Raw genomic sequence first — 24,265 nt, forward strand, 5'->3', positions numbered from 1 at the left:
CTGTTCGCCGGGGGTGGAAGGTGCCAAAGGGGCCCGCGGGGTTTGAGACAATGGACCTATGCAATCTCTGGGTAACCCACAGTCTTCGTCCGGCCGGTCCAAGGGCGGCTTCTCCATGCTGCGGATCAGCGGTCCGGGGATGATGGTCTTCATCATTGCGTTCCTGGTTGCCGTCATCTTTGCCGCGAACCAGAACGACGTCGTGGGCTGGGTTGTGGCGGTCATCGCCGCCTTCTGGCTGGCACTGGCCTGCTTCGTGGTGTTCAGCATCCAGAAAGCCGCCAAGAAGGCCGGTGCCAAGCTGACCGAAGCACAGAACGCCTTCAACACGGCCGCCGGACGGGCGCCGTCGCCCACGGCCGAGAACCATGGCGGGACCAGGCTGGTGTCCGAGCGCTCCGAAGCGGATGAAGTCCGGGACCTTAAACTGGACCACTCCTTCAAGATCGTCCAGGTGCAGATCCGGGTGGTGGAGGACGAGCGGGCCAAGGGCCAAGCCGCGGACCAGGACACCATCCGCCGCGCGCTGGAGACGATTGAGATCACCGCCACCAACGCCCGGGACATGATCCGCTCCGCCGGCGGGACCGGGGATCCGGTCAGCGGAACCATCATCGACTAGAGTGGTTCGGGTGAGTTCGGCATTGAAGAAGGATCACCTTCGCATCGCATCAGTCAACGTCAACGGCCTCCGGGCTGCCTTCAAGAACGGGATGGCGGCCTGGCTGGAGCCACGCGAAGTGGATATTCTCTGCCTCCAGGAGGTCCGGGCACCGGACGCGATCGTCCGCCAGCTGCTCGGGGACGGCTGGCACATCCTGCACGCCGAAGCCGAGGCCAAGGGCCGCGCCGGCGTCGCGATTGCCTCCCGTGAGGAGCCGCTCGAAACCAGGGACCATATCGGTGACGACTACTTTGCCACGGCCGGTCGCTGGGTGGAGGCCGACTTCCGGGTACCCGATTCCGCCGGCAACCCGGTCCAGCTGACCGTTGCCAGCGCCTACGTGCACTCCGGCGCCGTGGGGACACCCAAACAGGTGGACAAGTACCGGTTCCTGGACGTCATGAGCACCCGGCTGCCGGAACTGACCAAGCACAGTGACCATGCCCTGGTGGTGGGCGACCTCAACGTCGGCCACACGGAACGGGACATCAAGAACTGGAAGGGCAACGTCAAAAAAGCAGGCTTCCTGCCGGAGGAACGCGCCTACTTTGACCGTTTCCTCGGCGAGGAAATCGGGTGGAAGGATGTACACCGGGGCCTCGCGGGCGACGTCGACGGCCCGTACACCTGGTGGTCGCAGCGCGGGCAGGCGTTCGACAACGACACCGGTTGGCGCATCGACTACCACCTGGCCACCCCGGACCTCGCCGCAGCAGCTTTCTCCGCCGTTGTGGACCGGGCGCCGTCGTGGGATACACGCTTCTCTGACCATGCCCCGCTGGTAGTGGACTACCGGCTCTAAGACTTAAGGTTCCAACGAATGACCAGCTCAACCACACACGCCCGCAAGCGGATCCTTTCCGGCGCCAAGCCCACCGCCGATTCCCTCCACCTGGGCAACTACATCGGCGCCGTCCGCAACTGGGTGGACATGCAGTCCGCCTACGACGCCGTGTTCTTCATCCCCGACCTCCACGCCATCACCGTGGACTTCGACCCGGCCGAACTCAGCAACCGCACCCGTGTGGTGGCGGCCCAATACATCGCGGCCGGCATCGACCCGGACAAGTGCATTTTCTTCGTTCAGTCCCACGTTCCGGAACACGCGCAGCTGGCCTGGGCGCTGAACTGCATCACGGGGTTCGGAGAAGCCTCCCGCATGACCCAGTTCAAGGACAAAACCCAAAAGGCCGGCGCCGACGCCGCCACGCTGGGACTGTTCGCGTACCCCACCCTGATGGCCGCCGATATCTTGCTGTACCAGACGGACCTCGTCCCGGTGGGTGAGGACCAGCGCCAGCACCTGGAGCTGACCCGGAACCTGGCCCAGCGGTTCAACACGCGCTTCGGCGAGACCTTCACCGTGCCCGAGGCCACCATCCTCAAGGAAAGCGCGAAGATCTACGACCTCCAGAACCCCACCGCCAAGATGTCGAAAACGGGGGAGTCCCCCAACGGCTCCATCCAGCTTCTGGAAGACCCCAAGGTGGCCGCCAAGCGAATCAAGTCGGCGGTGACCGATACCGGCACGGAGATCCGTTTTGACCTCGAAGAAAAGCCGGGTGTCTCCAACCTGCTGACGATTTATTCCTCCCTCACCGGCAAGTCCGTGGCAGAGCTTGAAGCCGAATACCAGGGCAAGATGTACGGCCACCTGAAGGTGGACCTCGCCGAGGTGATGGTGGACTTCATCACGCCGTTGCGGAACCGCACCAACGAGCTCATGGCGGACCCGGCCGAGCTGGACCGGCTGCTGGCCCAGGGCGCGGAACGTGCCCGCGAGATCGCGTCCGTCACGCTCAGCCAGGTTTACGAGCGGATGGGGTTCCTGCCCTCGCTGCGCCTGGCCGGAGTCCGCTAGAACAATGCCGGCCGCCAGGACTGTCAGCGAAGGAATGAGCGTCGGTGTCATTCTCGGGTTCCCGCCTGCCATTGCGGCGGAACTGCAGCGGTGGCGGGCTTCGTTCGGTGATCCGATGGCCGCGGTGGTGCCCGCCCACATCACGCTGGTGACCACCACGCCCACCGACGACTGGGAGGCCACCCGCGCGCACGTCCACGAGGTGGCGCGCAACCAGGCCCCGTTCATGGTGACCATCTCCGGCACTGGAACCTTCCGGCCGGTCTCCCCGGTGGTCTACATCAAGGTTGAAGAGGGTTTCGACGCCTGCGTGGACCTGCACTCAAAACTCCAGACCGGCCCACTCCAGCGGGACCTGCCGTTCTCATACCACCCCCACGTCACCATTGCCCACGATGTTGCCCCGGAGAGCCTCGACGAGGCCGAAACGGTGCTCGAAAGCTACAAGGCCACCTTCCCTGTGGTTAGCATGGGACTCTACGAGCATGATGCTGACGGCATCTGGCAGCTACGGGAAGAGTTGGATTTTGGAACCGAAACTGACGACGACGGCGGGACCGGTGGCAACAAAACGGGCGCCGACGCAAACGGAGCCACCGCTTCCCACTGAGCAGGCCCGCCTGAAGCTGGCAGTCATCCAGAAGAGGATGGATTGGGGCAAAGCCAGAAGGTCCGACGGCGGCCCGGTGGCCAGTGTGCTGGCCATGGTGCAGTGGCTGCTCGCCCGGCTTAATGCCTTCCGGCCCATGCGCGCGTGGCAGCATTACAACCTCCAGCACGGCCCTCTCATGAGCGCCGGCATCGGCTTCAACATGTTCTTTTCGATCACCGGCCTGCTGGCCACAGGGTTCTCCATTGCCGGCCTGGTGCTGCGGGGCCAGCCTGCGCTGCTGGACAACATCATCAGCAGCGTGGCACAAAGTGCGCCGGGCCTGCTGAAAGTCAACGGCAGTGCGGGGCTGGTAGATCCAAAGGACCTGCTGAACCCGGCCGGCCTGGGCTGGACGGCAGTCATCGCCGCGGTGGTTACGGTGGTCACGTCCCTGGGATGGATCGCCGGGCTCCGCGACGGCCTTCGCGGCGTGGTGGAACTGCCGCCGCTGAAAATCAATATCATCCTGATGAAGCTGCGGGACACCGGAACCCTGCTCCTCCTGGGAGTTGCCTTGGTGATCAGCGCCGGAGCGTCCTTGGTGTTCGGCACTGCTGCCGGCTGGGTCAGTGACTTCCTGCGGCTGGACCCCGTGATCGCCGGTCCGCTGACCACGCTCATCAAGATCGGGGTGCCGCTGGTCCTAAGCTGGGTGACCGCCGTCGTGATGTTCCGCCTCGCGGGCGGCCTCAAGCTGTCGCGGCGTGCACTGCTGGAGGGGACCATCCTGGCGGCGGTGGGCACTACCGTCCTTCAGGTATTCAGTACCGAGCTGCTCGCCGGCGCCGGCCGGAACCCCATCCTCGCCCCGTTCGCCATCATCATCGGACTGCTGATCTGGTTCAACCTGGTGAGCCAGGTCTACCTGGTGTCGGCCGCCTGGTCAGTTGTCCGCGAGGCGGACCTTAAGAGCGTTCCTGCCGGACAGGATAAGACGCTCTGGGGCTCCCGGCACATCCAGCCCGGCAAGACCCCCATGGAGCACAGCGGAGCTAGTGCCCGGCGTCGAGGTATTGGTCGGCCCAGGCAGCAATAATCCGGGCGGCACGGGCGGCCTGGCCCTTGCCGGTCAGCAGGTGGTCGCTGCCTTCCAGGGAGATGAAGTTCCGGGGGTGACGGGCTGTTTGGAAGATGGTGCTCGCGTTCTCGATGCCCACCGTGTTGTCAGTGGGGGAGTGGAGCACCATCAGGGGCTTGTGCAACTGGTGGATGCAGTCGGTGAGGTCGGCCCTTTCCAGATCCTCGACAAAATGCTTCCGGATCTCCACGCGCTTCCCGCCCAGGTCCACTTCGGCGCTGCCCTCGCTGAGGATCTTGTCCAGGGCCGCGTCGAACACGTGCGCCACATGCTTGGGCGAGAACGGGGCACCCACGGTTGCGACGGCGTCGAGCTCGGGGATTTGCCGCGCCGCGGACAGCACTGCCGCGCCGCCGAAGGAGTGGCCCACCAGCAGCGAGATGGCCTTGCCCTCGGCGCGCATGAACTCGGAAGCCTTGACCGTGTCCGCCACCTTGTGGCTGAAGGAGCCCTCGGACCAGTGGCCGGCGGACTCGCCCAGCCCGAGGTTGTCGAAGCGCAGCATGCCAATCCCGGTGTCGGCGAAGGCCTTGCACATCCGTGACGCCGAGGGGCTGTCCTTGCCGAGCGTAAAGCCGTGCGAGAACACACCCCAGCCACGCACGGGGCCCTCGGGGGTATCGATGATGCCGGACAGGATTTCGCCGGTGGAGCCTTCGAAACTGACTTTTTCAGAATGGGACATCGTGTGCTGCTTTCGTGGGTGCGGTCAGATGCTTAAAAGCGCGACGGCGCCGCATCCCCCGGGTGGGGAAGGGCGCCGTCGTCCGGTTGATCCCGGAAACTAGGCCTTGCGGGACAGGATGGCCTGCTTGACCTCGGCAATTGCCTGGGTCACCTGGATGCCACGCGGGCAGGCTTCGGTGCAGTTGAAGGTGGTGCGGCAGCGCCACACGCCTTCCTTGTCGTTCAGGATTTCCAGCCGCATGTCGCCGGCGTCATCACGGGAATCGAAGATGAAGCGGTGTGCGTTGACGATGGCGGCCGGGCCGAAGTACTGGCCGTCGGTCCAGAACACGGGGCAGGAGGACGTGCACGCAGCGCAGAGGATGCACTTGGTGGTGTCGTCGAAGCGCTCACGGTCTTCGACCGACTGCAGGCGTTCCTTGGTGGGCTCGTGACCCTTGTTGATCAGGAAGGGCATGACTTCGCGGAAGGACTGGAAGAACGGCTCCATGTCCACAATCAGGTCCTTCTCCACCGGCAGGCCCTTGATGGGCTCCACCGTGATGGGCTTGGACGTGTCCAGGTCCTTCAGGAGGGTCTTGCAGGCGAGGCGGTTACGGCCGTTGATGCGCATGGCATCTGAACCGCAGACACCGTGGGCGCAGGAACGGCGGAACGAGACGCTGCCGTCGATTTCCCACTTGACCTTGTGCAGGGCATCCAGCACGCGGTCGGTGCCGTACATGGTCACCTTGAACTCATCCCAGGTGGCGTCCTCGGACACCTCGGGGTTGTAGCGGCGCACGCGCAGGGTGACATCGAAGGACGGGATGTCCCCGCCGCCTCCTATGTGTGCGGGCAGTTCGATCTTGGAGGCTGGCTCAGCAAGTTCGGCGGTCATCTTAGTACTTCCTCACCATCGGCTCGTAGCGCGTAAAGACCACCGGTTTGGTGGCAAGTCGGATGCCCGCGATCGACTCAGCGGAACCGTCCGCCGGTGCGTGGTCGTCCTTGTACGCCATGGAGTGCTTCATGAAATTCTCGTCGTCCCGTTCCGGGAAGTCCTCGCGGAAGTGTCCGCCGCGGGATTCCTCACGGTGCAGTGCCGCTACGGTCATAACCTTGGCCAGCTCCAGGAGGAAGCCCAGTTCGACGGCCTCGAGCAGGTCCAGGTTGAAGCGCTTGCCCTTGTCCTGGACGCTGATGTTCTTGTAGCGCGCTTCGAAGGACTCGATGTCGCGCAGAACCTGGTTCAGCGTGTCTGCCGTGCGGAACACCTGCATATTGGCGTCCATGGTGTCCTGGAGGTCCTTGCGGATCAGGGCCACTTTCTCGTCGCCGGTGCCGTTGCGGGCAATGTTCAGCAGATCGATGGTGTACGCCTCCGGGTCCGCGGGGAGGTCCACGAAGTCGGCGGTCTTGGAGTATTCAGCAGCTGCGATGCCGGCCCGCTTGCCGAACACGTTGATGTCCAGCAGCGAGTTGGTGCCCAGGCGGTTGGAGCCGTGGACGGACACGCACGCCACCTCACCGGCGGCGTAAAGGCCCGGGATCACGGTGTCGTTGTCCTGCAGGACTTCGGCGCTGATGTTCGTGGGGATGCCGCCCATGGCGTAGTGCGCCGTGGGGAACACCGGGACGGGCTCCGTGTAGGGCTCCACACCGAGGTAGGTGCGGGCGAACTCGGTGATGTCCGGCAGCTTGGCGTCGATGTGCGCCGGCTCAAGGTGGGTCAGGTCCAGGAGGACATAGTCCTTGTTCGGGCCGCAGCCGCGGCCTTCGCGGACTTCGTTGGCCATGGAGCGGGCAACGATGTCACGCGGAGCGAGGTCCTTGATGGTGGGGGCGTAGCGCTCCATGAAGCGCTCACCCTCGGAGTTACGCAGGATGGCGCCTTCACCGCGGGCTGCCTCGGACAGCAGGATGCCCAGGCCGGCGAGGCCTGTCGGGTGGAACTGGAAGAACTCCATGTCCTCCAGCGGGATGCCGCGGCGGAAGGCGATGCCCATGCCGTCACCGGTGAGGGTGTGGGCGTTGGAGGTGGTCTTGAAGACCTTGCCCGCTCCGCCGGAGGCGAACACCACGGACTTGGCCTGGAAGACATGCAGTTCACCGGAGGCGAGGTCGTAGGACACAACACCGGCAACGCGCTTCTGCTTGTACGGCGTGCCGTCCTCGCGGACAGCGTCTTCCTCGACCGTCAGCAGGTCCAGGACGTAGTACTCGTTGTAGAACTCCACATTGTGCTTGACGCAGTTTTGGTACAGCGTCTGCAGGATCATGTGGCCGGTGCGGTCCGCGGCGTAGCAGGCGCGGCGGACCGGTGCCTTGCCGTGGTCGCGGGTGTGGCCACCGAAGCGGCGCTGGTCAATGCGGCCTTCAGGCGTGCGGTTGAACGGCAGGCCCATCTTCTCAAGGTCCAGCACGGCGTCGATGGCTTCCTTCGCCATGACCTCCGCTGCGTCCTGGTCAACCAGGTAGTCGCCGCCCTTGACGGTGTCGAAGGTGTGCCATTCCCAGTTGTCTTCCTCGACGTTGGCAAGGGCCGCACACATGCCACCCTGCGCCGCACCGGTGTGCGAGCGGGTGGGGTAGAGCTTGGTCAGTACTGCTGTGCGCGCGCGCTGACCGGACTCGATCGCGGCGCGCATGCCAGCGCCACCGGCACCGACGATGACGACGTCGTACTTATGGACCTGCATACTTTGGCGCTCTTTCTCTCAAAATTCGCAATAAAACAACGGGCAGGAGTTACCTGGTCCGCAAAACGCAGGCCGTGGCCCGTGGGGCGACGGCCAGGAGGTGGCTACGCGGGGCAGAAGCCACCGGGCAGGGGAACACCGTTGACTACGGGGCACGGGTTGAAGGTGAAGATCACCAGGGTGCCCAGGACGATGATGACGGTGGTTGCCGCGTACAGGACGATCTTGAGCCAGAGCCGGGTGGAATCCTTCTCGGCGTAGTCGTTGATGATGGTCCGGACGCCGTTGGTGCCGTGCAGCATGGCCAGCCACAGCATGGCAAGGTCCCAGAACTGCCAGAACGGGTCGGCCCACTTGCCGGCGACGAACCCGAAGTCGATGGCGTGGATGCCTTCGCCCACCATGAGGTTCACAAAGAGGTGGCCGAAGATCAGCACCACCAGCACGATGCCGGAGAGGCGCATGAACAGCCACGCCAGCATTTCGAAGTTCCCCTTGGACCCGCCGGTCCGGCGGTACTGTGGGGAAATTTTCCCACTGCGTGGGCTGTCGATAGTTGCAGTCATGGCTTAGTGACCTCCAAGAGCGAGGGAAAGGTGGCGGATGGAGAAGCCGACCATCACAACTACCCACAGGGCCAGGACGGTCCACAGCATCTGGCGCTGGTACTTGGCGCCCTTCTTCCAGAAGTCCACCGCGATGATCCGCAGGCCGTTGAAGGCGTGGAATACGATGGCGGCAACCAGGCCCGTTTCACCCAGGGCCATGAGGGGATTCTTGTATGCACCGATTACTGCGGTGTAGGCCTCAGGGGACACGCGCACCAATGAGGTGTCCAGCACATGGACCAACAAGAAGAAAAAGATCACTACACCGGTAATACGGTGTCCTACCCAGGACCACATGCCTTCACGGCCGCGGTACAAGGTGCCAGCTGGTTTCGTCGGCACTGATAAACCTCCCTGCAACACAGCGGCGCTGGCATGAGATCCACGCGGGGGGAACGCCTGCTGCGAGAGCACTCGTAGCTCAGAGCCTAAATCTAGGCTTCGCTTACAGCTTATTCAATTTGGGAACCACTTGGTGACCCCGCAATGCCGGGGTTTTGGTTTTTATTGAGACAAAGGCCACACGGTATGGCCCGGAGATGGGCCTGTGACACCGCCACAACGGGGACTCCGGGGTGCGTCGGCTAAAGTGGGCCCTGATGAGTACAGACAAAGTGACAAGCCCGGTTTCACCCCTTGACCGTTTTATTGCGGTGATTCCGGCAGGCGGAGTGGGGACCCGCCTCTGGCCCCTGTCACGTGCAGCAGCTCCCAAGTTCCTTCACGATCTCACCGGTTCGGGCAGCACATTGCTGCGTGCAACCTACGACCGGCTGGAGCCCCTCGCGGGCCGGCGGGTCCTGGTGGTCACCGGCACCGCGCACCGTGCTGCCGTGTGCCGCCAGTTGCCCGAGGTGCAGGACTCCGATCTTGTTCTGGAGAGCGAGCCCAAGGATTCCGGCGCTGCGATCGGCCTGGCCGCCGCCATCCTGCACGAGCGCGATCCGGACACCATCATGGGATCGTTTGCCGCAGACCAGGTGATCAGCCCGGACCACCTCTTCCAGGCGGCCGTCCGCGAAGCCATCTACACGGCTGCCGCCGGCAAGATCGTGACCATCGGCATCAAGCCCACCCACCCGTCCACCGGTTTCGGCTACATCCGGGCCGGCGAGGAACTGCGCATTGAGGGTGCACCCAGCGCGCAGGCCGTGGTGGAGTTTGTGGAGAAGCCGGACGAACAGGTCGCCCAGCAGTACGTGGACAGCGGCGAGTATGTCTGGAACGCCGGCATGTTCGTGGCTCCCGTCGCGCTGATGCTCAAGCACCTTGAAGCGAACCAGCCGGAACTGTTCAAGGGCCTGCTGGAGATCGCCCAGGCCTGGGACACCCCGGAACGGGACGCCGTAACGGCCCGCGTCTGGCCCACGCTGCCCAAGATTGCCATTGACTACGCCGTTGCAGAACCCGCGGCGGCCGCCGGCGACGTCGCCGTGGTGCCGGGCACTTTCGGTTGGGACGACGTCGGGGATTTCGCTTCGGTGGGCCGGCTCAACAGTGCGCGTGAAGTGGATGACGTCACGGTCCTCGGTGAGGGTGCGCGCGTCTTCACGGAGAATGCCAGCGGCGTGGTGGTCTCCGACACGAAGCGCGTGATCGCGCTGATTGGCATCAAGGACGTGGTCATTGTGGACACGGGCGATGCCCTCCTGGTCACCACCAAGGAACACGCCCAGCGGGTCAAGGGCGCCGTTGACGCGCTCAAGGCAAGTGGAGACACCGACGTTCTGTAACGCTGCAATCCTGATGACGCTATTCCCCGGACGCTCGCTAGAGTAAATAGGTGCGTAATTACACTACTGAAGCCGAGCCCACCACATTAGTGCGGCCGTGGCTGGAACCGCTCCTGCCGGAACTGATTGATTTCCGCAGGGACCTCCATGCGCACCCCGAGCTTTCGTTCAAGGAATTCCGCACCACCGACAAACTGGTGGAACGCCTCGAAGCGGCCGGCCTCACGCCGCGCCGGCTGGAAGGCACCGGCCTCACCGTGGACATCGGGGAGGGGCCGATCGCCACGGCCCTCCGCGGGGACATTGATGCCCTGCCGATCATTGAGGAAACGGGGCTGCCGTTCGCCTCCAGGAACCACGGTGTCACGCATGCCTGCGGCCACGACGTACACACGGCCACCATGCTGGGTGTGGCCCTGGTCCTGCAGAAGATGCACGAAGAGTCCCCGCTGGGCGGCACTGTCCGCATCATCTTCCAGCCGGCCGAGGAAACGATGCCCGGTGGCGCGCTGTCCTGCATCGAGCAAGGCGTCCTGGACGGTGTGCCGCGCATCTTTGCACTGCACTGCGACCCGAGGATCGACGTCGGACGCATTGGTACGCGCATCGGAGCCATTACCTCCGCGTCAGACACCATCAAGATCGAATTGAGCGGCCGCGGCGGCCACACTTCCCGGCCGCACCTCACCGAGGACCTGGTGTTCGCCCTGGCCCAGATCGCCGTCAACGTTCCCGCCGTCCTGTCGCGCCGGGTGGATGTCCGCAGCGGCGTGTCCGTGGTGTGGGGCCAGATCAACGCAGGATCCGCCCCCAACGCCATTCCCGGAACCGGCTACATGGCCGGCACCATGCGCTGCCTCGACCGTGATGCGTGGCACGACGCCGGCGAGCTCCTGGACGAAGTAGTGCAGCAGGTGGCCGCGCCCTACGGTGTGGACGTGCACCTGGAACACACCAGGGGAGTGCCCCCGGTGGTGAACTCCGAACACGAAACGGCCCTGATTGAGGCGGCAGCCCGCGCCGAACTGGGCGAGAGTGCGGTGACCCTGACGCCGCAGTCCATGGGCGGCGAGGATTTTGCCTGGTTCCTCGCGGAGCTGCCCGGCGCCATGATGCGCCTGGGCACGAAGACTCCCGGCGGTGAGGAATACGACCTGCACCGGGGAGACTACATTCTGGACGAGCGCGCCCTGGGCCTTGGTATCCAGGTCCTGACGGCGGCAGCCCTGAGGACTATCCGCGACCTTTAGGCGTGCCTGCCGGCGCAGCGACCCCCGAACTCGCTGCGCCGGGACAGTCCTCCTTGCACGTTGAGGCCTGCATCCGCCGTGCTGCCGTGCACGGCTCACAGCATTAAGTTGTGCACAATTGAATTGTGCCCTACTGTAGAGAATGTGAATGATGCTCCCCGCCTCGACCATCAGGTCTGCTTTGCCCTCTACTCCGCCTCGCGAGCAGCCACCGCGGTTTACCGGCCGGTCCTGGAGGATCTGGGCCTGACCTACCCGCAGTACCTCGTGATGCTGGTGCTGTGGGAGTCCGAGCCGCGCGGGGTGAAGGAACTGGGGGAGGAGTTGGGGCTTGACTCCGGCACGTTGTCGCCCCTGCTCAAGCGCCTCGAGGCGTTGGGCCTCGTGGAGCGGCGCCGGTCCGGGGAGGACGAGCGCCGGGTGGCCGTCCACCTGACTCCTGCCGGCCGCGAGCTGAGTTCCAAGGCCGGAGCGATTCCGCAGCGGTTGGCGGACGCCGCCGGGCTGTCGCCGGTCGAACTGGACCAGCTCCGCACCACCCTCGAACGCCTCACCGAGGCACTGCACCGCGCCCACTGAGGCGCGGACCACAGATTTCCGCTATCCACAAACAACAGGACGGATTACCCATGAAGACTCTCTATACCGCCGAGGCCCTGGCTTCCGGCGAAGGCCGCGACGGGACCGCACGCACCAACGACGGAAAACTCGAGGTCAACCTGGCCAGCCCCGTGGAGCTGGGCGGTGACGGCAAGGGCACCAACCCCGAACAACTCTTCGCAGCCGGCTATGCCGCGTGCTTCCACTCGGCACTGCGGCTCGTCGGGCGCAAGGAACGGGCAGACCTGACGGACTCAGCCGTGGCGGCCAAGATCCACTTCGGCGCTTTGGCCGACGGTGCGGGCTACGGCCTCGCGGCAGAGCTGGAGATTGCCGTTCCGGCCCTGGACCTGGCAACAGCAGAGGCCCTCGTAGCCAAGGCCCACCAAATCTGCCCCTATTCCAACGCCACGCGCGGAAACATCACCGTTGACATCAAGATCCTGGAGTTCGCCGCATGAACACAACCGCAGCACTGCCCACGTCCACCCGTGAAATTCGGCTCGCCTCGCGTCCGGTAGGGCGCCCGGTTCCGGAGAACTTCCGCCTCGCCGAATCGCCCCTGCCTGAACTGCAGGACGGCCAGGTCCTGGTCCGCAACCTCTATATTTCCGTGGATCCCTACATGCGCGGCCGCATGAATGATGCGAAATCCTACTCGGCGCCGTTTGCGCTGGACGCAGCGCTCGACGGCGGCGCGGTGGGTGAGGTCATCGCGTCCAGGACCGATGCGCGCAAGGTGGGGGACGTCGTCGTCCATCAGTTGGGTTGGCGCGAATACGCCGTTCTGGACGCCGACGCAACGTCGGTTGCCCGCACGGACCTCGCCCCGGCGTCGGCGTTCCTCGGCGCGCTGGGTATGACCGGCCTGACGGCCTACGCAGGGTTGCTCAAGGTGGCCGAGTTCAAGCCCGGAGACGTGGTGTTCGTGTCCGGCGCCGCCGGGGCTGTGGGTTCGCTGGTGGGCCAGATTGCCAAGGCCATGGGCGCCTCACGCGTCATTGGCAGCGCCGGAACGCCCGGGAAGGTGGCACGGCTCCTTGAACTGGGCTTTGACGCCGCCTTCAATTACCGTGACGCACCCGTCCTTGACCAGCTCAAGGCAGCCACAGGCGGCAAGGGGATCGACGTCTACTTCGACAACGTGGGCGGTGAGCACCTGGAAGCGGCGTTGGCCGAGCTCAACGTGGGCGGACACGTGGCCATGTGCGGGGCCATTGCGCAGTACAACTCCACCGAAGCCACGCCCGCGCCCCGGAACCTTGCGCTCGCGATCGGCAAGCAGCTCACGCTCCGCGGATTCCTGGTGGGTGGCCAGCGCCAGCACCGTGAGGAATTCTTCGAGAAAATGTCAGCCTGGCTCACCGACGGCTCAGTCCGGTATGACGAGACCATTGTGGACGGGCTGGAGAACGCGCCGCAGGCCTTCATGGATCTGCTCGAAGGCGCCAATACGGGCAAGATGCTGGTCCGCCTCTGAGGGGTGCGCGGTGTGTTCTACCCGTTGGTAACAAATTCTCAACAATCTTCAGGATCCCGCCCGTGATGTGGTAGCCCCTGTGCTTCAGGCCACTAATGTTGCTTCTATCAGTGCGCCTCGGCGCAGTGCTGCGAAGCCGTCAGTGACAACAGAATTTCAGTGTGGAAACGGACACTCACTGAATTCGAGTCGTAGCGCCACTCTCTCCTGGAGGAAATTTGAATAACACACTGCGCACTAAGTTCAAGCGCGGCTCGATGGCCGGCGTGGCCTCAGTGGGTGCTGCGGCACTCCTGCTGACCGGCTGCGGCGCCGCACCTGACAGCGGAAGCAACGCCACGAACGCCGCATCGGATTACACCGGCTGCATCGTCTCCGACTCCGGCGGATTCGATGACCAGTCCTTCAACCAGTCCTCCTACGAAGGGCTGAAGAAGACTGAAAAGGACCTGGGCATCAAGGTCAAGCAGGTGGAATCGAAAACCAACAACGACTTCGACCCGAACCTGCGTGCCATGGTCACCGCGGGCTGCAACCTCACCATCACCGTGGGCTTCCTCCTCGGCGACGCCACCAAGGCCCAGGCCACCGCCAACCCGAACAGCCACTTCGCGATCATCGACTTTGGCTACGCCACACCCATCAGCAACGTCAAGCCGATCATCTACGACACCGCCCAGGCCGCCTTCCTGGCAGGGTACCTGGCGGCCGGGTCCACCAAGACCGGCACCGTGGCCACTTTCGGCGGCATCAAGATCCCCACCGTCACCATCTTCATGGACGGCTACGCGGACGGCGTGAAGTACTACAACGAGAAAAAGGGCAAGAACGTCAAGGTCCTGGGCTGGGACAAGGCTGCACAGGACGGCAGCTTTACCGGCGACTTCGAAAAGCAGGACGTCGGCAAGCAACTCACCCAGAACTTCCTGGACCAGGGCGCTGACATCGTGATGCCCGTCGCCGGTCCCGTGGGCAAGGGCGCAGGCGCGGCCCTGAACGAAGCGAAGGCTGCCGGCAAGGACGTCAAGCTCATCTGGGTCGACTCCGACGGCTTCCTGACTGCTCCGGACTACAAGGACATCATGCTGTCCTCGGTCATGAAGCAGATGGGCGAAGCCGTGGAGACGGTCGTGAAGGAAGACAAGGACGGCAAGTTCACCAACACCCCGTACGTCGGCACCCTGGCGAACGACGGCGTCCAGCTGGCTCCGTTCCACGGCTTCGATTCACAGGTTCCGGCCGATCTGAAGTCCGAGCTGGACCAGATCAAGAAGGACATCGTGGACGGCAAGCTGAAGGTCGAGTCTGCGGCTAGCCCGAAGGCATAAGCTCCCACGCTAAGCGCCACCTCCCGGATGGTCATCGACTGGCCGGGCGGTGGCGCTTTTCGTTGGAAGCCCCGCCCCAGCGCAACAGCCCACCCAGGGCTGCAGGCACTAGGCTGGTCCTGCAGTCCCATATCCCGTCCGGTACGGTTACGGACGCTTCGAGATTGGTCAGAGTTTTGAAACTTGAACTCAGAGGGATCACCAAACGTTTCGGCACCCTGCTCGCCAACGATCACATCGATGTGGTGGTTGAACCCGGACAGATCCACTGTCTGCTGGGCGAGAACGGGGCCGGCAAATCCACCCTGATGAATGTGCTGTACGGGCTCTACGAGCCCACAGAGGGCGAAATCCTCGTTGATGACAAACCCGTTACGTTCCGCGGCCCGGGGGACGCCATGGCCGCCGGCATCGGCATGGTGCACCAGCACTTCATGCTCGTACCGGTGTTCACCGTCGCGGAAAACGTCGCCCTCGGCGCCGAGAGCACCAAACCCGGCGGATTCCTCAACCTGGACGACACCCGCCGCAAGATCAAGGAAATCTCGGACCGCTACGGGTTCGATGTTGATCCGGATGCGCTGGTGGAGGACCTCCCCGTGGGTGTCCAGCAGCGCGTGGAAATCATCAAGGCCCTGGTCCGGGAGGCCAAGGTCCTGATCCTGGATGAACCCACAGCCGTGCTGACGCCGCAGGAAACCGACGAACTGCTGGACATCATGCGCCAGCTCAAGGCCAACGGCACCTCCATCGTGTTCATCTCGCACAAGCTGCGTGAGGTGAAAGCCGTCTCCGACACCATCACCGTGATCCGGCGCGGCAAAGTTGTGGGCACCGCCAACCCGGGTGACTCCACTACGGCGCTGGCCTCCATGATGGTGGGCCGGGCCGTCAGCCTGACCCTGGACAAGGCACCCGCCAAGCCTATGGAGAAGACCTTCAAGGTCAAGGACCTCACCGTCATCGCCCCGAACGGGCAGCATACCGTTGACGGCATCAGCTTCGACATTGCCCGGGGCGAGATCGTGGCCATCGCCGGAGTCCAGGGCAACGGCCAGACCGAACTCACCGAGGCCATCCTCGGCCTGCAGGAGCGGGTACACGGCTCCATTCGCCTGGACGACGTCGAACTCGTTGGCCGCAGCGTGAAGGACGTCCTCAACGCCGGCGTCGGCTTTGTGCCCGAAGACCGGTCCGTTGACGGCCTGATCGGCACCTTCTCAATTGCCGAGAACCTGGTGCTTGACCGCTACGATCAGCCGCCGTTTGCCAAGGGCATCAGCATGAGCCCGGCGAAGGTCCTGGAGAACGCTAAATCGCGGATCGACGAGTTCGATGTCAGGACCCCCTCAGGCCTCCTGGCCGCCGGCACGCTGTCCGGCGGCAACCAGCAGAAAGTGGTCATGGCGCGGGAACTGTCCCGGCCGCTGCGCCTCTTCATCGCCTCGCAGCCCACCCGCGGCGTGGACGTGGGGTCCATCGAGTTCCTGCACAAGCGGATCGTCGCTGAACGTGACCAGGGCACGCCGGTCATGATCATCTCCACCGAGCTGGACGAGGTCATGGAACTCGCCGATCGGATCGCCGTGCTCTACAAAGGAAAACTCGTGGGCATCGTTCCCGCTGGAACCGGCCGCGACGTCCTCGGACTGATGATGGCCGGCATCCCGCAGGAGGACGCCGCCGGAACAGAGCATGCCGGCACCGATACCGCCGGCACCGCCGGGACCGGCACTGCCGGTACCGCTCACGGGCCTGGTCCGGTCCGCCCTGCCACGACTCACACCGCAGCCACTGAAGGCCGCGCCACCTCCAGCCCCGAAGGAGGCGAACATGCCTGACGAGGATCGCCCCAAACACGCCGACCAGCACACCAAACCACACGAAAAGAGCGCCGCGGCGGAGGAAACTGCCGCGGTAGCGGCGGTGGATACTGCCGGCGGCGCCATCAGCCCGTCCGCCGTGCCGGCCAGCGCCCAAAGCGGAAAACTGCCTGGCGGCCCGGATACCCTGCTCCGGAAGATTTTCACGGGCAACGGTGTCGTCTCGGTCCTGGCAGTCCTGCTGGCACTGATCCTCGGCGGCCTGCTCATTGCTGCCACGGACCAGCGCGTCGCCACCACGGCGGGGTATCTGTTCGCCCGCCCCACGGACTTCCTTTCAGCGGTCTGGAACGCCGCCACCCGGTCCTACATTGCCCTGTTCCAAGGCTCCGTCTTCAACCCGCGGGGTTCGGGCCTGGCCGTGCAGTTCGCTCCGTTGATGGAAACGCTGACCATCGCCACCCCGCTTATCACGGCCGGTCTTGGCGTTGCCCTGGCGTTCCGGGCAGGTCTGTTCAACATCGGCGCCCAGGGCCAGATCATCATGGCAGGCATCCTCGCCGCCTGGGTCGGCTTTGCCCTGCACCTTCCCCTGGGACTGCACCTGCTCCTGGTGCTGGTGGCCGGCATCGTGGGCGGCGCCCTCTGGGGCGGACTGGTGGGCCTGCTGAAAGCCCGGACCGGCGCCCACGAGGTCATCCTGACCATCATGTTCAACTACATCGCCCTTTACTTCCTGCGGTACCTGCTGAATACACCGGCGTTCCAGCGCCCGGGGGAGTCCAACCCGATCTCTCCCATCCTGGATCCCACCGCCGTCTACCCGCAGATCTTCGGCACGCAGTACCGCCTGCACCTGGGCTTCATTCTGGCCATCGCGGCCACAATCCTGGTCTGGTGGCTGCTGAACCGGTCCACTGTCGGGTTTGAGTTCCGGGCCGTCGGGGCCAACCCGAAGGCGGCCTTGACAGCCGGGATCAACGTCTCCCGCTCCACCATCCTCGTAATGGCCATAGCCGGCGCGCTGGCAGGCATGTCCGGCGTCGCCCAGGTGGCGGGCACGGAAAAGGTCCTGACTGACGGTGTCGCGGCAACGTACGGTTTTGACGCCATCACGGTGGCGCTGCTGGGACGGTCGACGCCGTGGGGCACGTTCGCGGCGGGCCTGCTGTTCGGCGCCTTCCGCGCCGGTGCCGTCCAGATGCAGATCCAGACAGGCACCCCCATCGACATTGTCCTGGTGGTTCAGTCCCTGATCGTCCTCTTCATCGCTGCCCCGCCGCTGGTGCGGGCAATCTTCGGGCTCAACCCCCGCCGCAAGAAGCCGGCCACCGCCGGCAAGTCCCAGCACGCAGCAACCACCGGAGGCGCAGCATGAGCGCAACAGCAACATCGCCCGTGCCGGGAGGGGGAACCCGCGGAACCGCGCCCGAGGCCGGCAAAGTCCAGGAAGCGTCCGGGAAGCCGGTGCTCTGGAAGACACCCGTGGTGCTCGCTGCCCTGGGACTTGTCGCCTTCATTTTCTTCGGCCTGATGGGATCCGGACAGACTGCCAAGTTCGGCATTTCCACCAGCGAAGACTTCTTCCAACTGCCCGCCCTCGAAATCCCGGCAATGGGCGGCGGCCTCGTGCTCTCGGTCCTGATGCTGGGACTGGCCGCCTATGCCATCTACCTCAAAACCAAAAACCGGCCCGCCCCGGCTTGGCTGACCGTCACTTTCACTGTGATGTTCGTGGCTGCCTTCCTGATCTGGGTTGTCGGCGGAGCCAAGACGCCCAGCATCTCACTGGCCGGTCTCATCGCCGGTTCCGTGACCCTGGCAGTCCCGTTGGTATTCGGCTCGCTGTCCGGCGTGTTGTGTGAACGCGTCGGCGTGGTCAACATCGCCATCGAAGGCCAGCTCCTGGGCGGTGCGTTCACGGCCGCCATCGTGGCCAGCATCACGCAGAACCCGTTCATCGGCCTGCTGGCGGCCGCCGTGGCCGGCGCGGCCGTCTCCATGGTGCTTGCGGTGTTCAGCATCAAGTACCTTGTCAACCAGATCATCGTGGGCGTGGTGCTCAACGTCCTGGTTTCCGGCGTCACCGGCTTCCTGTTCACCACGCTGATGCAGGCGGACAAAGCCAGGTTCAACTCACCCGCCGGACTGGACATCGTGGAGATACCCGTCCTCTCGAACATCCCGATCCTCGGCCCCATCCTGTTCAAGCAGTCCGTAGTGGGCTACCTCATGTACGTCGCCGTCATCGTGGTCTGGGTGGGGCTGTTCAAAACCAAATGGGGCCTCCGCGTTCGTGCCGTGGGTGAACATCCCCAGGCCGCCGACACCATGGGCATCAAGGTCAACGCCACCCGCTTTTGGAACGTCACCCTGGGAGGTGCCATCGCCGGCATCGGCGGTTCCTTCTTCACGCTCGTGGCCATCGACTCCTTCACCAAGGAAATCTCCGGCGGGCGGGGCTTCATCGCGCTGGCCGCGTTGATCTTCGGCCGGTGGAATCCGATCGGTGCGTTCTTCGCCGCCCTCCTGTTCGGTTTCGCAGACAACCTGCAGAGCATCGTGACCATCATCGGTACGCCGGTGCCCAGCCAGTTCATGGCCATGCTGCCCTACCTGGTGACAGTGCTCGCGGTGGCAGGACTTGTTGGACGGTCCCGGCCGCCGGCGGCCAGCGGCATCCCCTACGTCAAGGGATGACAGCCATGGACGCCGGCATCATCGATTGGGAGTTGCTCAGGGCCGAGGCAACAAACGCCATGAAGAAGGCCTACGCACCGTATTCGAAATATCCGGTGGGGGCGGCCGCCTTCACCGCCGACGGCCGGCTGGTCACTGGCTGCAACGTGGAGAACGCCAGTTACGGGCTGACACTCTGCGCTGAATGCTCCCTCGTGGCCAACCTGCAAATGACCGGCGGCGGCCAATTGCGCGCTTTCTACTGCGTGGACGGTGCCGGCAACGTGCTGATGCCATGCGGCCGCTGTCGGCAATTGCTCTACGAGTTCCATGCCCCGGCCATGGAACTGATGACCGCCCAAGGCATCAAGACGATGGACCAGGTGCTGCCCGACGCATTTGGTCCCCAACATCTGGAGGACTCCGGTGACACAGGCAACTGAAGCGTTCGACGCCGTCGACATCATCCGAATCAAGCGGGACCGGGGCGTCCTCAGCCCCGAGCAGATCGACTGGACCATCGACGCGTACACCCGCGGAGCCATCGCGGACGAGCAGATGGCCGCGCTGAACATGGCCATCCTGCTCAACGGCATGGACCGCGCGGAGATTTCCCGCTGGACTGCCGCCATGATCGCGTCGGGGGAGCGGATGGACTTCAGCGGCCTCCGGCGGCCCGACGGCGGCACGAAGCTGACCACCGACAAACACTCCACCGGGGGAGTGGGGGACAAGATCACCCTCCCGCTGGCGCCGCTGGTGGCGGCGTTCGGAGTGGCGGTCCCGCAGCTGTCCGGCCGCGGGCTCGGCCACACCGGCGGCACCCTGGACAAGCTGGAATCGATCCCTGGCTGGCGGGCGGACCTGAGCAACGACGAAATGATGGCACAGCTCCAGGACGTCGGTGCGGTGATCTGCGCCGCCGGGGCCGGGCTGGCCCCGGCAGACAAGAAGCTTTATGCGCTGCGGGACGTCACCGGCACCGTGGAAGCCATCCCGCTCATTGCCTCCTCGATCATGAGCAAAAAGATTGCCGAAGGCACTGGCTCCCTGGTCCTCGACGTCAAAGTGGGCAGCGGGGCTTTTATGAAGGACGAAGCCCGGGCCCGGGAACTCGCGGAAACCATGGTGGCCCTGGGCAAGGACGCCGGCGTCAATACGGTGGCGCTGCTGACCAACATGAGCACGCCGCTGGGCCTGACGGCGGGCAACGCGATCGAGGTCGAGGAATCACTGGAAGTCCTGGCCGGCGGTGGCCCGGAAGACGTGGTGGAGCTGACCGTCCGCCTGGCCGAAGAGATGCTGGCCGGTGCCGGCATCCGCGATGCCGATCCCGGCGCCGCCTTGAAGGACGGCCGGGCCATGGATGTCTGGAACAGGATGATTGAGGCACAGGGCGGAGACCCGCGGGCCAAACTGCCGGTGGCCAGGGAATCCGAGGTCATCTACGCGCCCGCTGACGGGGTCCTCGTGGAACTCGATGCACTGGCAGTGGGGGTCGCTGCGTGGCGCCTCGGGGCCGGCCGTGCCCGCAAGGAGGATGCAGTGCAGGCAGGAGCAGGAGTCCGCCTGCACGCCAAACCCGGCGCCATGGTGCGGGCCGGCGAACCGCTCATGACCTTGCTCACCGACACCCCGGAGAAGTTCGCGCGCGCCAGGGAATCCCTGGAACACGCGGTCACGATTGCACCGGAAGGATCACGCCCGGCACAGCGGCTCATCATCGACCGAATAGCATAGTGAGCATGCAGGCCATCAACGATTTCATCCTCACTGCCGCCGGGCAGCCGTGGGTGCTGCTCCTCGTCTTGGCCTGCTGCCTTATTGACGGCTTTTTCCCGCCGATCCCCAGCGAATCGGTGGTGGTGGGCCTGTCCGCGGTGGCGGCCACGGCGGACGTCCCCAATCCGTGGCTGCTCATGGCCGTGGCGGCCCTGGGTGCATTCTCGGGCGACAACCTCGCCTACCTGATCGGGCGGCGGGTTGGCACACACCGCTGGAGCTGGCAGCGGGGGCCCCGGATGCAAAGCGCGTTCCGGTGGGCCGGCGCGGAGCTCGGCAAGCGGCCGGCGTCGTTGATCCTCGTGGCACGGTTCATCCCCATCGGACGGGTGGCAGTGAACCTCACGGCCGGCGTGACGCATTATCACCACGCCCGGTTCGTTGGCTTCACCGCCCTGTCCGCCACGCTCTGGGCAGCGTATTCGGTAGGGATCGGCCTGTTTTTCGGGCAGTGGTTCGAGAACAACCATTTCCTCGGCGCGGTCATCGCCATTGTCTGCGCAGTGGGCCTGGGAATCCTTGTGGACCTGGTCATCAACCGCATCCGCGGCAAGGTCCCGGTGGTGGAGCGGCTGAAAGACCCTGAAACGCAGGAATGAGGCCCTGAGGGCGTAGCGGCGGGCGTCCCGGGCATGGGACACTGAAGAGCGATTTACCTCACTTACAGCTGCAGCATTTTCGTCTAGGAGCAACACCCGCGTGGAGTTTATTAATGAGGCCGTGCTCCATGCGGCGGGCCAGTGGTGGATCTACCCCGTCCTGCTTGTGTTTTTCTTCGTCGACGGCTTCGCCATGGTGGTTCCCAGCGAGACCCTGATCGTGGCCCTTGCAGCGTTTTCCCGGCACAGCGGTGAACCCAACCTTTGGATCCTGGGGGCCACAGCACTGGTGGGTGCGATCGCCGGCGACAACATGGCTTTTATGCTGGGCCGCAGGATCGGGCTGGAACGCTGGAAATGGATGCGCCGGCCCAAGATCCAGAAGGCCTTCGGCTGGGCACGGTATGAATTGGATAAGCGCGGCGCTGTCCTGATATTCACCGCCCGCTACATCCCCTGGGGGCGCGTGGCGGTCAACTACGTTGCCGGCAGCACAGGATTCGGGCACCGCCGCTTCTTCCTGCTGGACGCCTTCGCCTGCCTGACCTGGGTGGGCTATTCCATCGGCATCGGCCTGCTGGCCAGCTCCTTCCCCTGGCTCCATCACAACCCGCTGCTGAGCGCCGGCATCGCAGTGGTGTTCGCCATCGTGCTCGGCGTCCTCATCGACCACCTGCTGCGGTGGTGGCATAACCGCCTGGCCAGCAAGGACGCTGAATCTGTGGACGAATGGCTCGACGGCGGTCCGGACGGGTCCCTGCCCACCGGCACCGGAGCGTCACCGCTGCTGGCACCCGCCCCGGCTGAGGCCGAGCACGGAAAGTAGCGGCTGGCATTAGCTGCGTGCCGACCCTAAGGTTGGAACGTGACTGAGCCCATTGTTGACACCGCCCCTGCCATCGATTTCGACCTGAAGAGCCTGCCGAAGGTTTCACTTCACGACCACCTGGACGGTGGTCTCCGTCCCGCCACCATCATCGAACTGGCCCAGGCTGTTGGCCACACGCTCCCGTCCACCGATCCCGTGGCTCTGGGCCAATGGTTCCGTGAATCCGCCGACTCCGGCTCGCTGGTCCGGTACCTGGAGACCTTCGACCACACGGTCGCCGTCATGCAGACGAAGGAAGGCCTGTTCCGGGTGGCCAAGGAATTCGTGGAGGACCTGGCGGACGACGGCGTGGTGTACGGCGAGGTGCGCTGGGCGCCGGAGCAGCACCTGCAGAAGGGCCTCTCCCTCGACGAGGTTGTCGAAGCCGTGCAGGAAGGCCTTGAAGCCGGTGTGGAAGCCGTGGCCGAATCCGGCCGGGAAATCCAGGTGGGCCAGCTGATCACCGCCATGCGCCACGCGGACCGCGGCCAGGAGATCGCCGAACTGGCCGTCCGGCACCGCAACAAGGGCGCCGTGGGCTTCGACATCGCCGGCGCTGAAGACGGCTTCCTGCCCTCCCGTTTCAGGGACGCCTTCACCTACCTCGCCCAGCACAACTTCCCGGCAACCGTGCACGCCGGCGAGGCCGCCGGGCTTGAAAGCATCCAGTCCGCCCTGGTGGACGGCCGGGCCCTGCGCCTGGGCCACGGTGTCCGGATCGCCGAAGACATCCTGGTGGAGTTCGACGACGAAGACGACGCCGACGATGCTGAAGACGCCGAGGACAGCATCGGCCTGGTCACCTTGGGAGACCTGTCCAGCTGGGTCCGGGACCGCGGCATTGCGCTGGAGATCTGCCCTTCGTCCAACCTGCAGACCGGTGCCATTGCCGGCTTCGGCGAGGGTATCGAGAGCCACCCGCTGGACATGCTCTACCAGCTGGGCTTCAACGTCACCATCAACACGGACAACCGGCTGATGAGCGGCGTTACCCTGACCGACGAATTCGAGCTCCTCGTCGAAACCTTCGACTACGACCTCGACGACCTGCTGGAGCTCACGCTGAACGCCGCCGAGGCGTCGTTCCTGCCCCTCGAGGAGAAGGAAGCGCTGGTGGAGTACATCAACGACACCTACGCCAACCTTGGCTGAAACCTCGGTTAACCGGCTGGTCACTGGGCCCACGGCAGCAGGGGTCCCCGAGCGAGCTTGCGAGCTCGGGGAGCTGCTGGGGATCATAGCCGAGCTGCGCGAACACTGCCCGTGGATGGGTGCGCTCACGCATGCCTCGTTGGTGGAGTACCTCCTGGAGGAAGCCTACGAGGTGGCCGAAACCATTGAAACCGGCATCCCGGGAGAGCCGGATTCCGACGCCGAACTCCGCGGCGAGCTGGGAGACGTGCTGCTCCAGGTGGTGCTGCACGCCCGGCTCGCCGAGGAGCGGGGCTCGTTTAAGTTCGACGACGTTGCGCGCGGCCTCAGTGCCAAGATGGTCCGCCGCAACCCGCACGTCTTCCGGCCCGACGGCACCCTGCAGGACAGTTTCCCGGCCACCGTGGAGGAGATCGTCCGGAAATGGGACGCGGTCAAAAGCGCCGAGCGGCCCGAACGGCGGGGCCCGTTCGAAGGAATCCCTGACGCGTTGCCGGCCCTGGCCAAGGCGCAGAAATTCCTTGACCGGGCAGCCCGCGCAGGGTGGGCGGTTCCGGCCGGTGAGCTGGGCGAAACACCCGCGGTCACTTCCGAAGCCGAACTCGGGGAGCTGCTGCTCGCCGTCGTCGGCTCCGCACGGGAACAGGGGTTTGACGCCGAACGTGCCCTGCGCGGCGCGATCCGGCGCCGGTTCGATGGAACATCATGACGTCCGGGTGACGGTGGGGGTTCCGTAACGT

25 protein-coding genes are annotated in these 24,265 nt (G+C 64.9%); 20 read left to right on the plus strand and 5 right to left on the minus strand.

Annotated features, from left to right (window positions below):
• Positions 1-58 precede the first annotated feature (58 nt).
• The 5 genes from NQJ30_RS00595 to NQJ30_RS00615 are packed head-to-tail and all read left to right on the plus strand — an operon-like array spanning position 59 to position 4,213.
• Complete coding sequence (locus NQJ30_RS00595; protein WP_255767793.1) at positions 59-622, plus strand: hypothetical protein; 564 nt, start codon at positions 59-61, stop codon at positions 620-622.
• A 10-nt stretch (positions 623-632) separates the two neighbouring features.
• Positions 633-1,466 (plus strand): exodeoxyribonuclease III, encoded by an 834-nt coding sequence (locus NQJ30_RS00600; protein ID WP_255767794.1) that lies wholly within the window; start codon positions 633-635, stop codon positions 1,464-1,466.
• Positions 1,467-1,484: 18 nt separating this feature from the next.
• Positions 1,485-2,525: a tryptophan--tRNA ligase gene (trpS, locus tag NQJ30_RS00605; RefSeq protein ID WP_255767795.1), complete on the plus strand. Its 1,041-nt coding sequence runs from the start codon at positions 1,485-1,487 to the stop codon at positions 2,523-2,525.
• A gap of 4 nt (positions 2,526-2,529) precedes the next feature.
• A complete protein-coding gene (locus NQJ30_RS00610; RefSeq protein WP_255767796.1) occupies positions 2,530-3,135 on the plus strand; it encodes a 2'-5' RNA ligase family protein in 606 nt (201 codons plus the stop codon).
• 37 nt (positions 3,136-3,172) lie between these two features.
• A complete protein-coding gene (locus NQJ30_RS00615) occupies positions 3,173-4,213 on the plus strand; it encodes a YihY/virulence factor BrkB family protein (protein WP_255767924.1) in 1,041 nt (346 codons plus the stop codon).
• On the opposite strand, the gene NQJ30_RS00620 is transcribed toward NQJ30_RS00615, so the two are convergent.
• The 5 genes from NQJ30_RS00620 to sdhC all read right to left on the minus strand — a co-directional run bounded on the left by NQJ30_RS00620 (position 4,170) and on the right by sdhC (position 8,573).
• Positions 4,170-4,940, minus strand: coding sequence for an alpha/beta hydrolase family protein (locus NQJ30_RS00620; protein WP_255767797.1), 771 nt, complete (start codon positions 4,938-4,940; stop codon positions 4,170-4,172). The genes NQJ30_RS00615 and NQJ30_RS00620 overlap by 44 nt on opposite strands.
• Positions 4,941-5,039: 99 nt before the next feature.
• Positions 5,040-5,822 carry a succinate dehydrogenase iron-sulfur subunit gene (locus tag NQJ30_RS00625; RefSeq protein WP_255767798.1) on the minus strand — a complete coding sequence of 261 codons (783 nt, stop codon included), beginning with the start codon at positions 5,820-5,822 and terminating at the stop codon, positions 5,040-5,042.
• A 1-nt stretch (position 5,823) separates the two neighbouring features.
• Positions 5,824-7,623, minus strand: a complete 1,800-nt coding sequence (gene sdhA, locus NQJ30_RS00630) for a succinate dehydrogenase flavoprotein subunit (RefSeq protein WP_255767799.1) — start codon at positions 7,621-7,623, stop codon at positions 5,824-5,826.
• 104 nt (positions 7,624-7,727) lie between these two features.
• A complete protein-coding gene (locus NQJ30_RS00635) occupies positions 7,728-8,189 on the minus strand; it encodes a succinate dehydrogenase hydrophobic membrane anchor subunit (protein ID WP_255767800.1) in 462 nt (153 codons plus the stop codon).
• 3 nt (positions 8,190-8,192) lie between these two features.
• On the minus strand, positions 8,193-8,573 hold the full coding sequence (gene sdhC / locus NQJ30_RS00640; RefSeq protein ID WP_082576094.1) for a succinate dehydrogenase, cytochrome b556 subunit: 381 nt from the start codon (positions 8,571-8,573) through the stop codon (positions 8,193-8,195).
• A 257-nt stretch (positions 8,574-8,830) separates the two neighbouring features.
• Between sdhC and NQJ30_RS00645 the strand changes: the two genes are divergently transcribed.
• The 15 genes from NQJ30_RS00645 (at position 8,831) to NQJ30_RS00715 (ending at position 24,234) form a co-directional block, all read left to right on the plus strand.
• On the plus strand, positions 8,831-9,964 hold the full coding sequence (locus NQJ30_RS00645; RefSeq protein ID WP_255767801.1) for a mannose-1-phosphate guanylyltransferase: 1,134 nt from the start codon (positions 8,831-8,833) through the stop codon (positions 9,962-9,964).
• A 50-nt stretch (positions 9,965-10,014) separates the two neighbouring features.
• Positions 10,015-11,214 (plus strand): amidohydrolase, encoded by a 1,200-nt coding sequence (locus NQJ30_RS00650; RefSeq protein ID WP_255767802.1) that lies wholly within the window; start codon positions 10,015-10,017, stop codon positions 11,212-11,214.
• A 144-nt stretch (positions 11,215-11,358) separates the two neighbouring features.
• Entirely contained in the window at positions 11,359-11,793 is a 435-nt protein-coding gene (locus tag NQJ30_RS00655; protein ID WP_255767803.1) for a MarR family winged helix-turn-helix transcriptional regulator, read from the plus strand.
• A gap of 50 nt (positions 11,794-11,843) precedes the next feature.
• On the plus strand, positions 11,844-12,275 hold the full coding sequence (locus tag NQJ30_RS00660) for an organic hydroperoxide resistance protein (RefSeq protein WP_255767804.1): 432 nt from the start codon (positions 11,844-11,846) through the stop codon (positions 12,273-12,275).
• Positions 12,272-13,294, plus strand: a complete 1,023-nt coding sequence (locus tag NQJ30_RS00665) for an NADP-dependent oxidoreductase (protein ID WP_255767805.1) — start codon at positions 12,272-12,274, stop codon at positions 13,292-13,294. The genes NQJ30_RS00660 and NQJ30_RS00665 overlap by 4 nt, the downstream gene beginning before the upstream one ends.
• A gap of 257 nt (positions 13,295-13,551) precedes the next feature.
• Entirely contained in the window at positions 13,552-14,622 is a 1,071-nt protein-coding gene (locus NQJ30_RS00670; protein WP_255767925.1) for a BMP family lipoprotein, read from the plus strand.
• 176 nt (positions 14,623-14,798) lie between these two features.
• On the plus strand, positions 14,799-16,463 hold the full coding sequence (locus NQJ30_RS00675; protein ID WP_255767806.1) for an ABC transporter ATP-binding protein: 1,665 nt from the start codon (positions 14,799-14,801) through the stop codon (positions 16,461-16,463).
• Positions 16,456-17,823, plus strand: coding sequence for an ABC transporter permease (locus NQJ30_RS00680; protein WP_255767807.1), 1,368 nt, complete (start codon positions 16,456-16,458; stop codon positions 17,821-17,823). The genes NQJ30_RS00675 and NQJ30_RS00680 overlap by 8 nt, the downstream gene beginning before the upstream one ends.
• Positions 17,820-19,145, plus strand: a complete 1,326-nt coding sequence (locus NQJ30_RS00685) for an ABC transporter permease (RefSeq protein WP_255767808.1) — start codon at positions 17,820-17,822, stop codon at positions 19,143-19,145. Before NQJ30_RS00680 ends, NQJ30_RS00685 begins: the two co-directional genes overlap by 4 nt.
• Before the next feature lie 5 nt (positions 19,146-19,150).
• Positions 19,151-19,567 carry a cytidine deaminase gene (locus NQJ30_RS00690; RefSeq protein WP_255767809.1) on the plus strand — a complete coding sequence of 139 codons (417 nt, stop codon included), beginning with the start codon at positions 19,151-19,153 and terminating at the stop codon, positions 19,565-19,567.
• On the plus strand, positions 19,551-20,864 hold the full coding sequence (locus tag NQJ30_RS00695; protein WP_255767810.1) for a thymidine phosphorylase: 1,314 nt from the start codon (positions 19,551-19,553) through the stop codon (positions 20,862-20,864). The genes NQJ30_RS00690 and NQJ30_RS00695 overlap by 17 nt, the downstream gene beginning before the upstream one ends.
• Positions 20,865-20,869: 5 nt before the next feature.
• Positions 20,870-21,505: a DedA family protein gene (locus NQJ30_RS00700; protein WP_255767811.1), complete on the plus strand. Its 636-nt coding sequence runs from the start codon at positions 20,870-20,872 to the stop codon at positions 21,503-21,505.
• A 100-nt stretch (positions 21,506-21,605) separates the two neighbouring features.
• Positions 21,606-22,331, plus strand: a complete 726-nt coding sequence (locus NQJ30_RS00705) for a DedA family protein (protein WP_255767812.1) — start codon at positions 21,606-21,608, stop codon at positions 22,329-22,331.
• A gap of 39 nt (positions 22,332-22,370) precedes the next feature.
• Positions 22,371-23,525, plus strand: coding sequence for an adenosine deaminase (locus NQJ30_RS00710; protein WP_255767813.1), 1,155 nt, complete (start codon positions 22,371-22,373; stop codon positions 23,523-23,525).
• Positions 23,526-23,640: 115 nt separating this feature from the next.
• The gene (locus NQJ30_RS00715) at positions 23,641-24,234 is read left to right on the plus strand and encodes a MazG nucleotide pyrophosphohydrolase domain-containing protein (RefSeq protein ID WP_255767926.1); all 594 of its coding nucleotides are present in this window, start codon (positions 23,641-23,643) and stop codon (positions 24,232-24,234) included.
• Positions 24,235-24,265 lie beyond the last annotated feature (31 nt).

The organism is Pseudarthrobacter sulfonivorans (assembly GCF_024391045.1).
Lineage (GTDB): Bacteria > Actinomycetota > Actinomycetes > Actinomycetales > Micrococcaceae > Arthrobacter > Arthrobacter sulfonivorans_B.

Coding starts and splice junctions, on each gene's coding strand:
- NQJ30_RS00595 (WP_255767793.1), top strand. CDS start 59: ATGCAATCTCTGGGTAACCCACAGTCTTCGTCCGGCCGGTCCAAGGGC.
- trpS (WP_255767795.1), top strand. CDS start 1,485: ATGACCAGCTCAACCACACACGCCCGCAAGCGGATCCTTTCCGGCGCC.
- NQJ30_RS00610 (WP_255767796.1), top strand. CDS start 2,530: ATGCCGGCCGCCAGGACTGTCAGCGAAGGAATGAGCGTCGGTGTCATT.
- NQJ30_RS00615 (WP_255767924.1), top strand. CDS start 3,173: ATGGATTGGGGCAAAGCCAGAAGGTCCGACGGCGGCCCGGTGGCCAGT.
- NQJ30_RS00620 (WP_255767797.1), bottom strand. CDS start 4,940: ATGTCCCATTCTGAAAAAGTCAGTTTCGAAGGCTCCACCGGCGAAATC.
- NQJ30_RS00625 (WP_255767798.1), bottom strand. CDS start 5,822: ATGACCGCCGAACTTGCTGAGCCAGCCTCCAAGATCGAACTGCCCGCA.
- sdhA (WP_255767799.1), bottom strand. CDS start 7,623: ATGCAGGTCCATAAGTACGACGTCGTCATCGTCGGTGCCGGTGGCGCT.
- NQJ30_RS00635 (WP_255767800.1), bottom strand. CDS start 8,189: ATGACTGCAACTATCGACAGCCCACGCAGTGGGAAAATTTCCCCACAG.
- NQJ30_RS00645 (WP_255767801.1), top strand. CDS start 8,831: ATGAGTACAGACAAAGTGACAAGCCCGGTTTCACCCCTTGACCGTTTT.
- NQJ30_RS00660 (WP_255767804.1), top strand. CDS start 11,844: ATGAAGACTCTCTATACCGCCGAGGCCCTGGCTTCCGGCGAAGGCCGC.
- NQJ30_RS00665 (WP_255767805.1), top strand. CDS start 12,272: ATGAACACAACCGCAGCACTGCCCACGTCCACCCGTGAAATTCGGCTC.
- NQJ30_RS00670 (WP_255767925.1), top strand. CDS start 13,552: ATGGCCGGCGTGGCCTCAGTGGGTGCTGCGGCACTCCTGCTGACCGGC.
- NQJ30_RS00680 (WP_255767807.1), top strand. CDS start 16,456: ATGCCTGACGAGGATCGCCCCAAACACGCCGACCAGCACACCAAACCA.
- NQJ30_RS00685 (WP_255767808.1), top strand. CDS start 17,820: ATGAGCGCAACAGCAACATCGCCCGTGCCGGGAGGGGGAACCCGCGGA.
- NQJ30_RS00690 (WP_255767809.1), top strand. CDS start 19,151: ATGGACGCCGGCATCATCGATTGGGAGTTGCTCAGGGCCGAGGCAACA.
- NQJ30_RS00700 (WP_255767811.1), top strand. CDS start 20,870: ATGCAGGCCATCAACGATTTCATCCTCACTGCCGCCGGGCAGCCGTGG.
- NQJ30_RS00715 (WP_255767926.1), top strand. CDS start 23,641: ATGGGTGCGCTCACGCATGCCTCGTTGGTGGAGTACCTCCTGGAGGAA.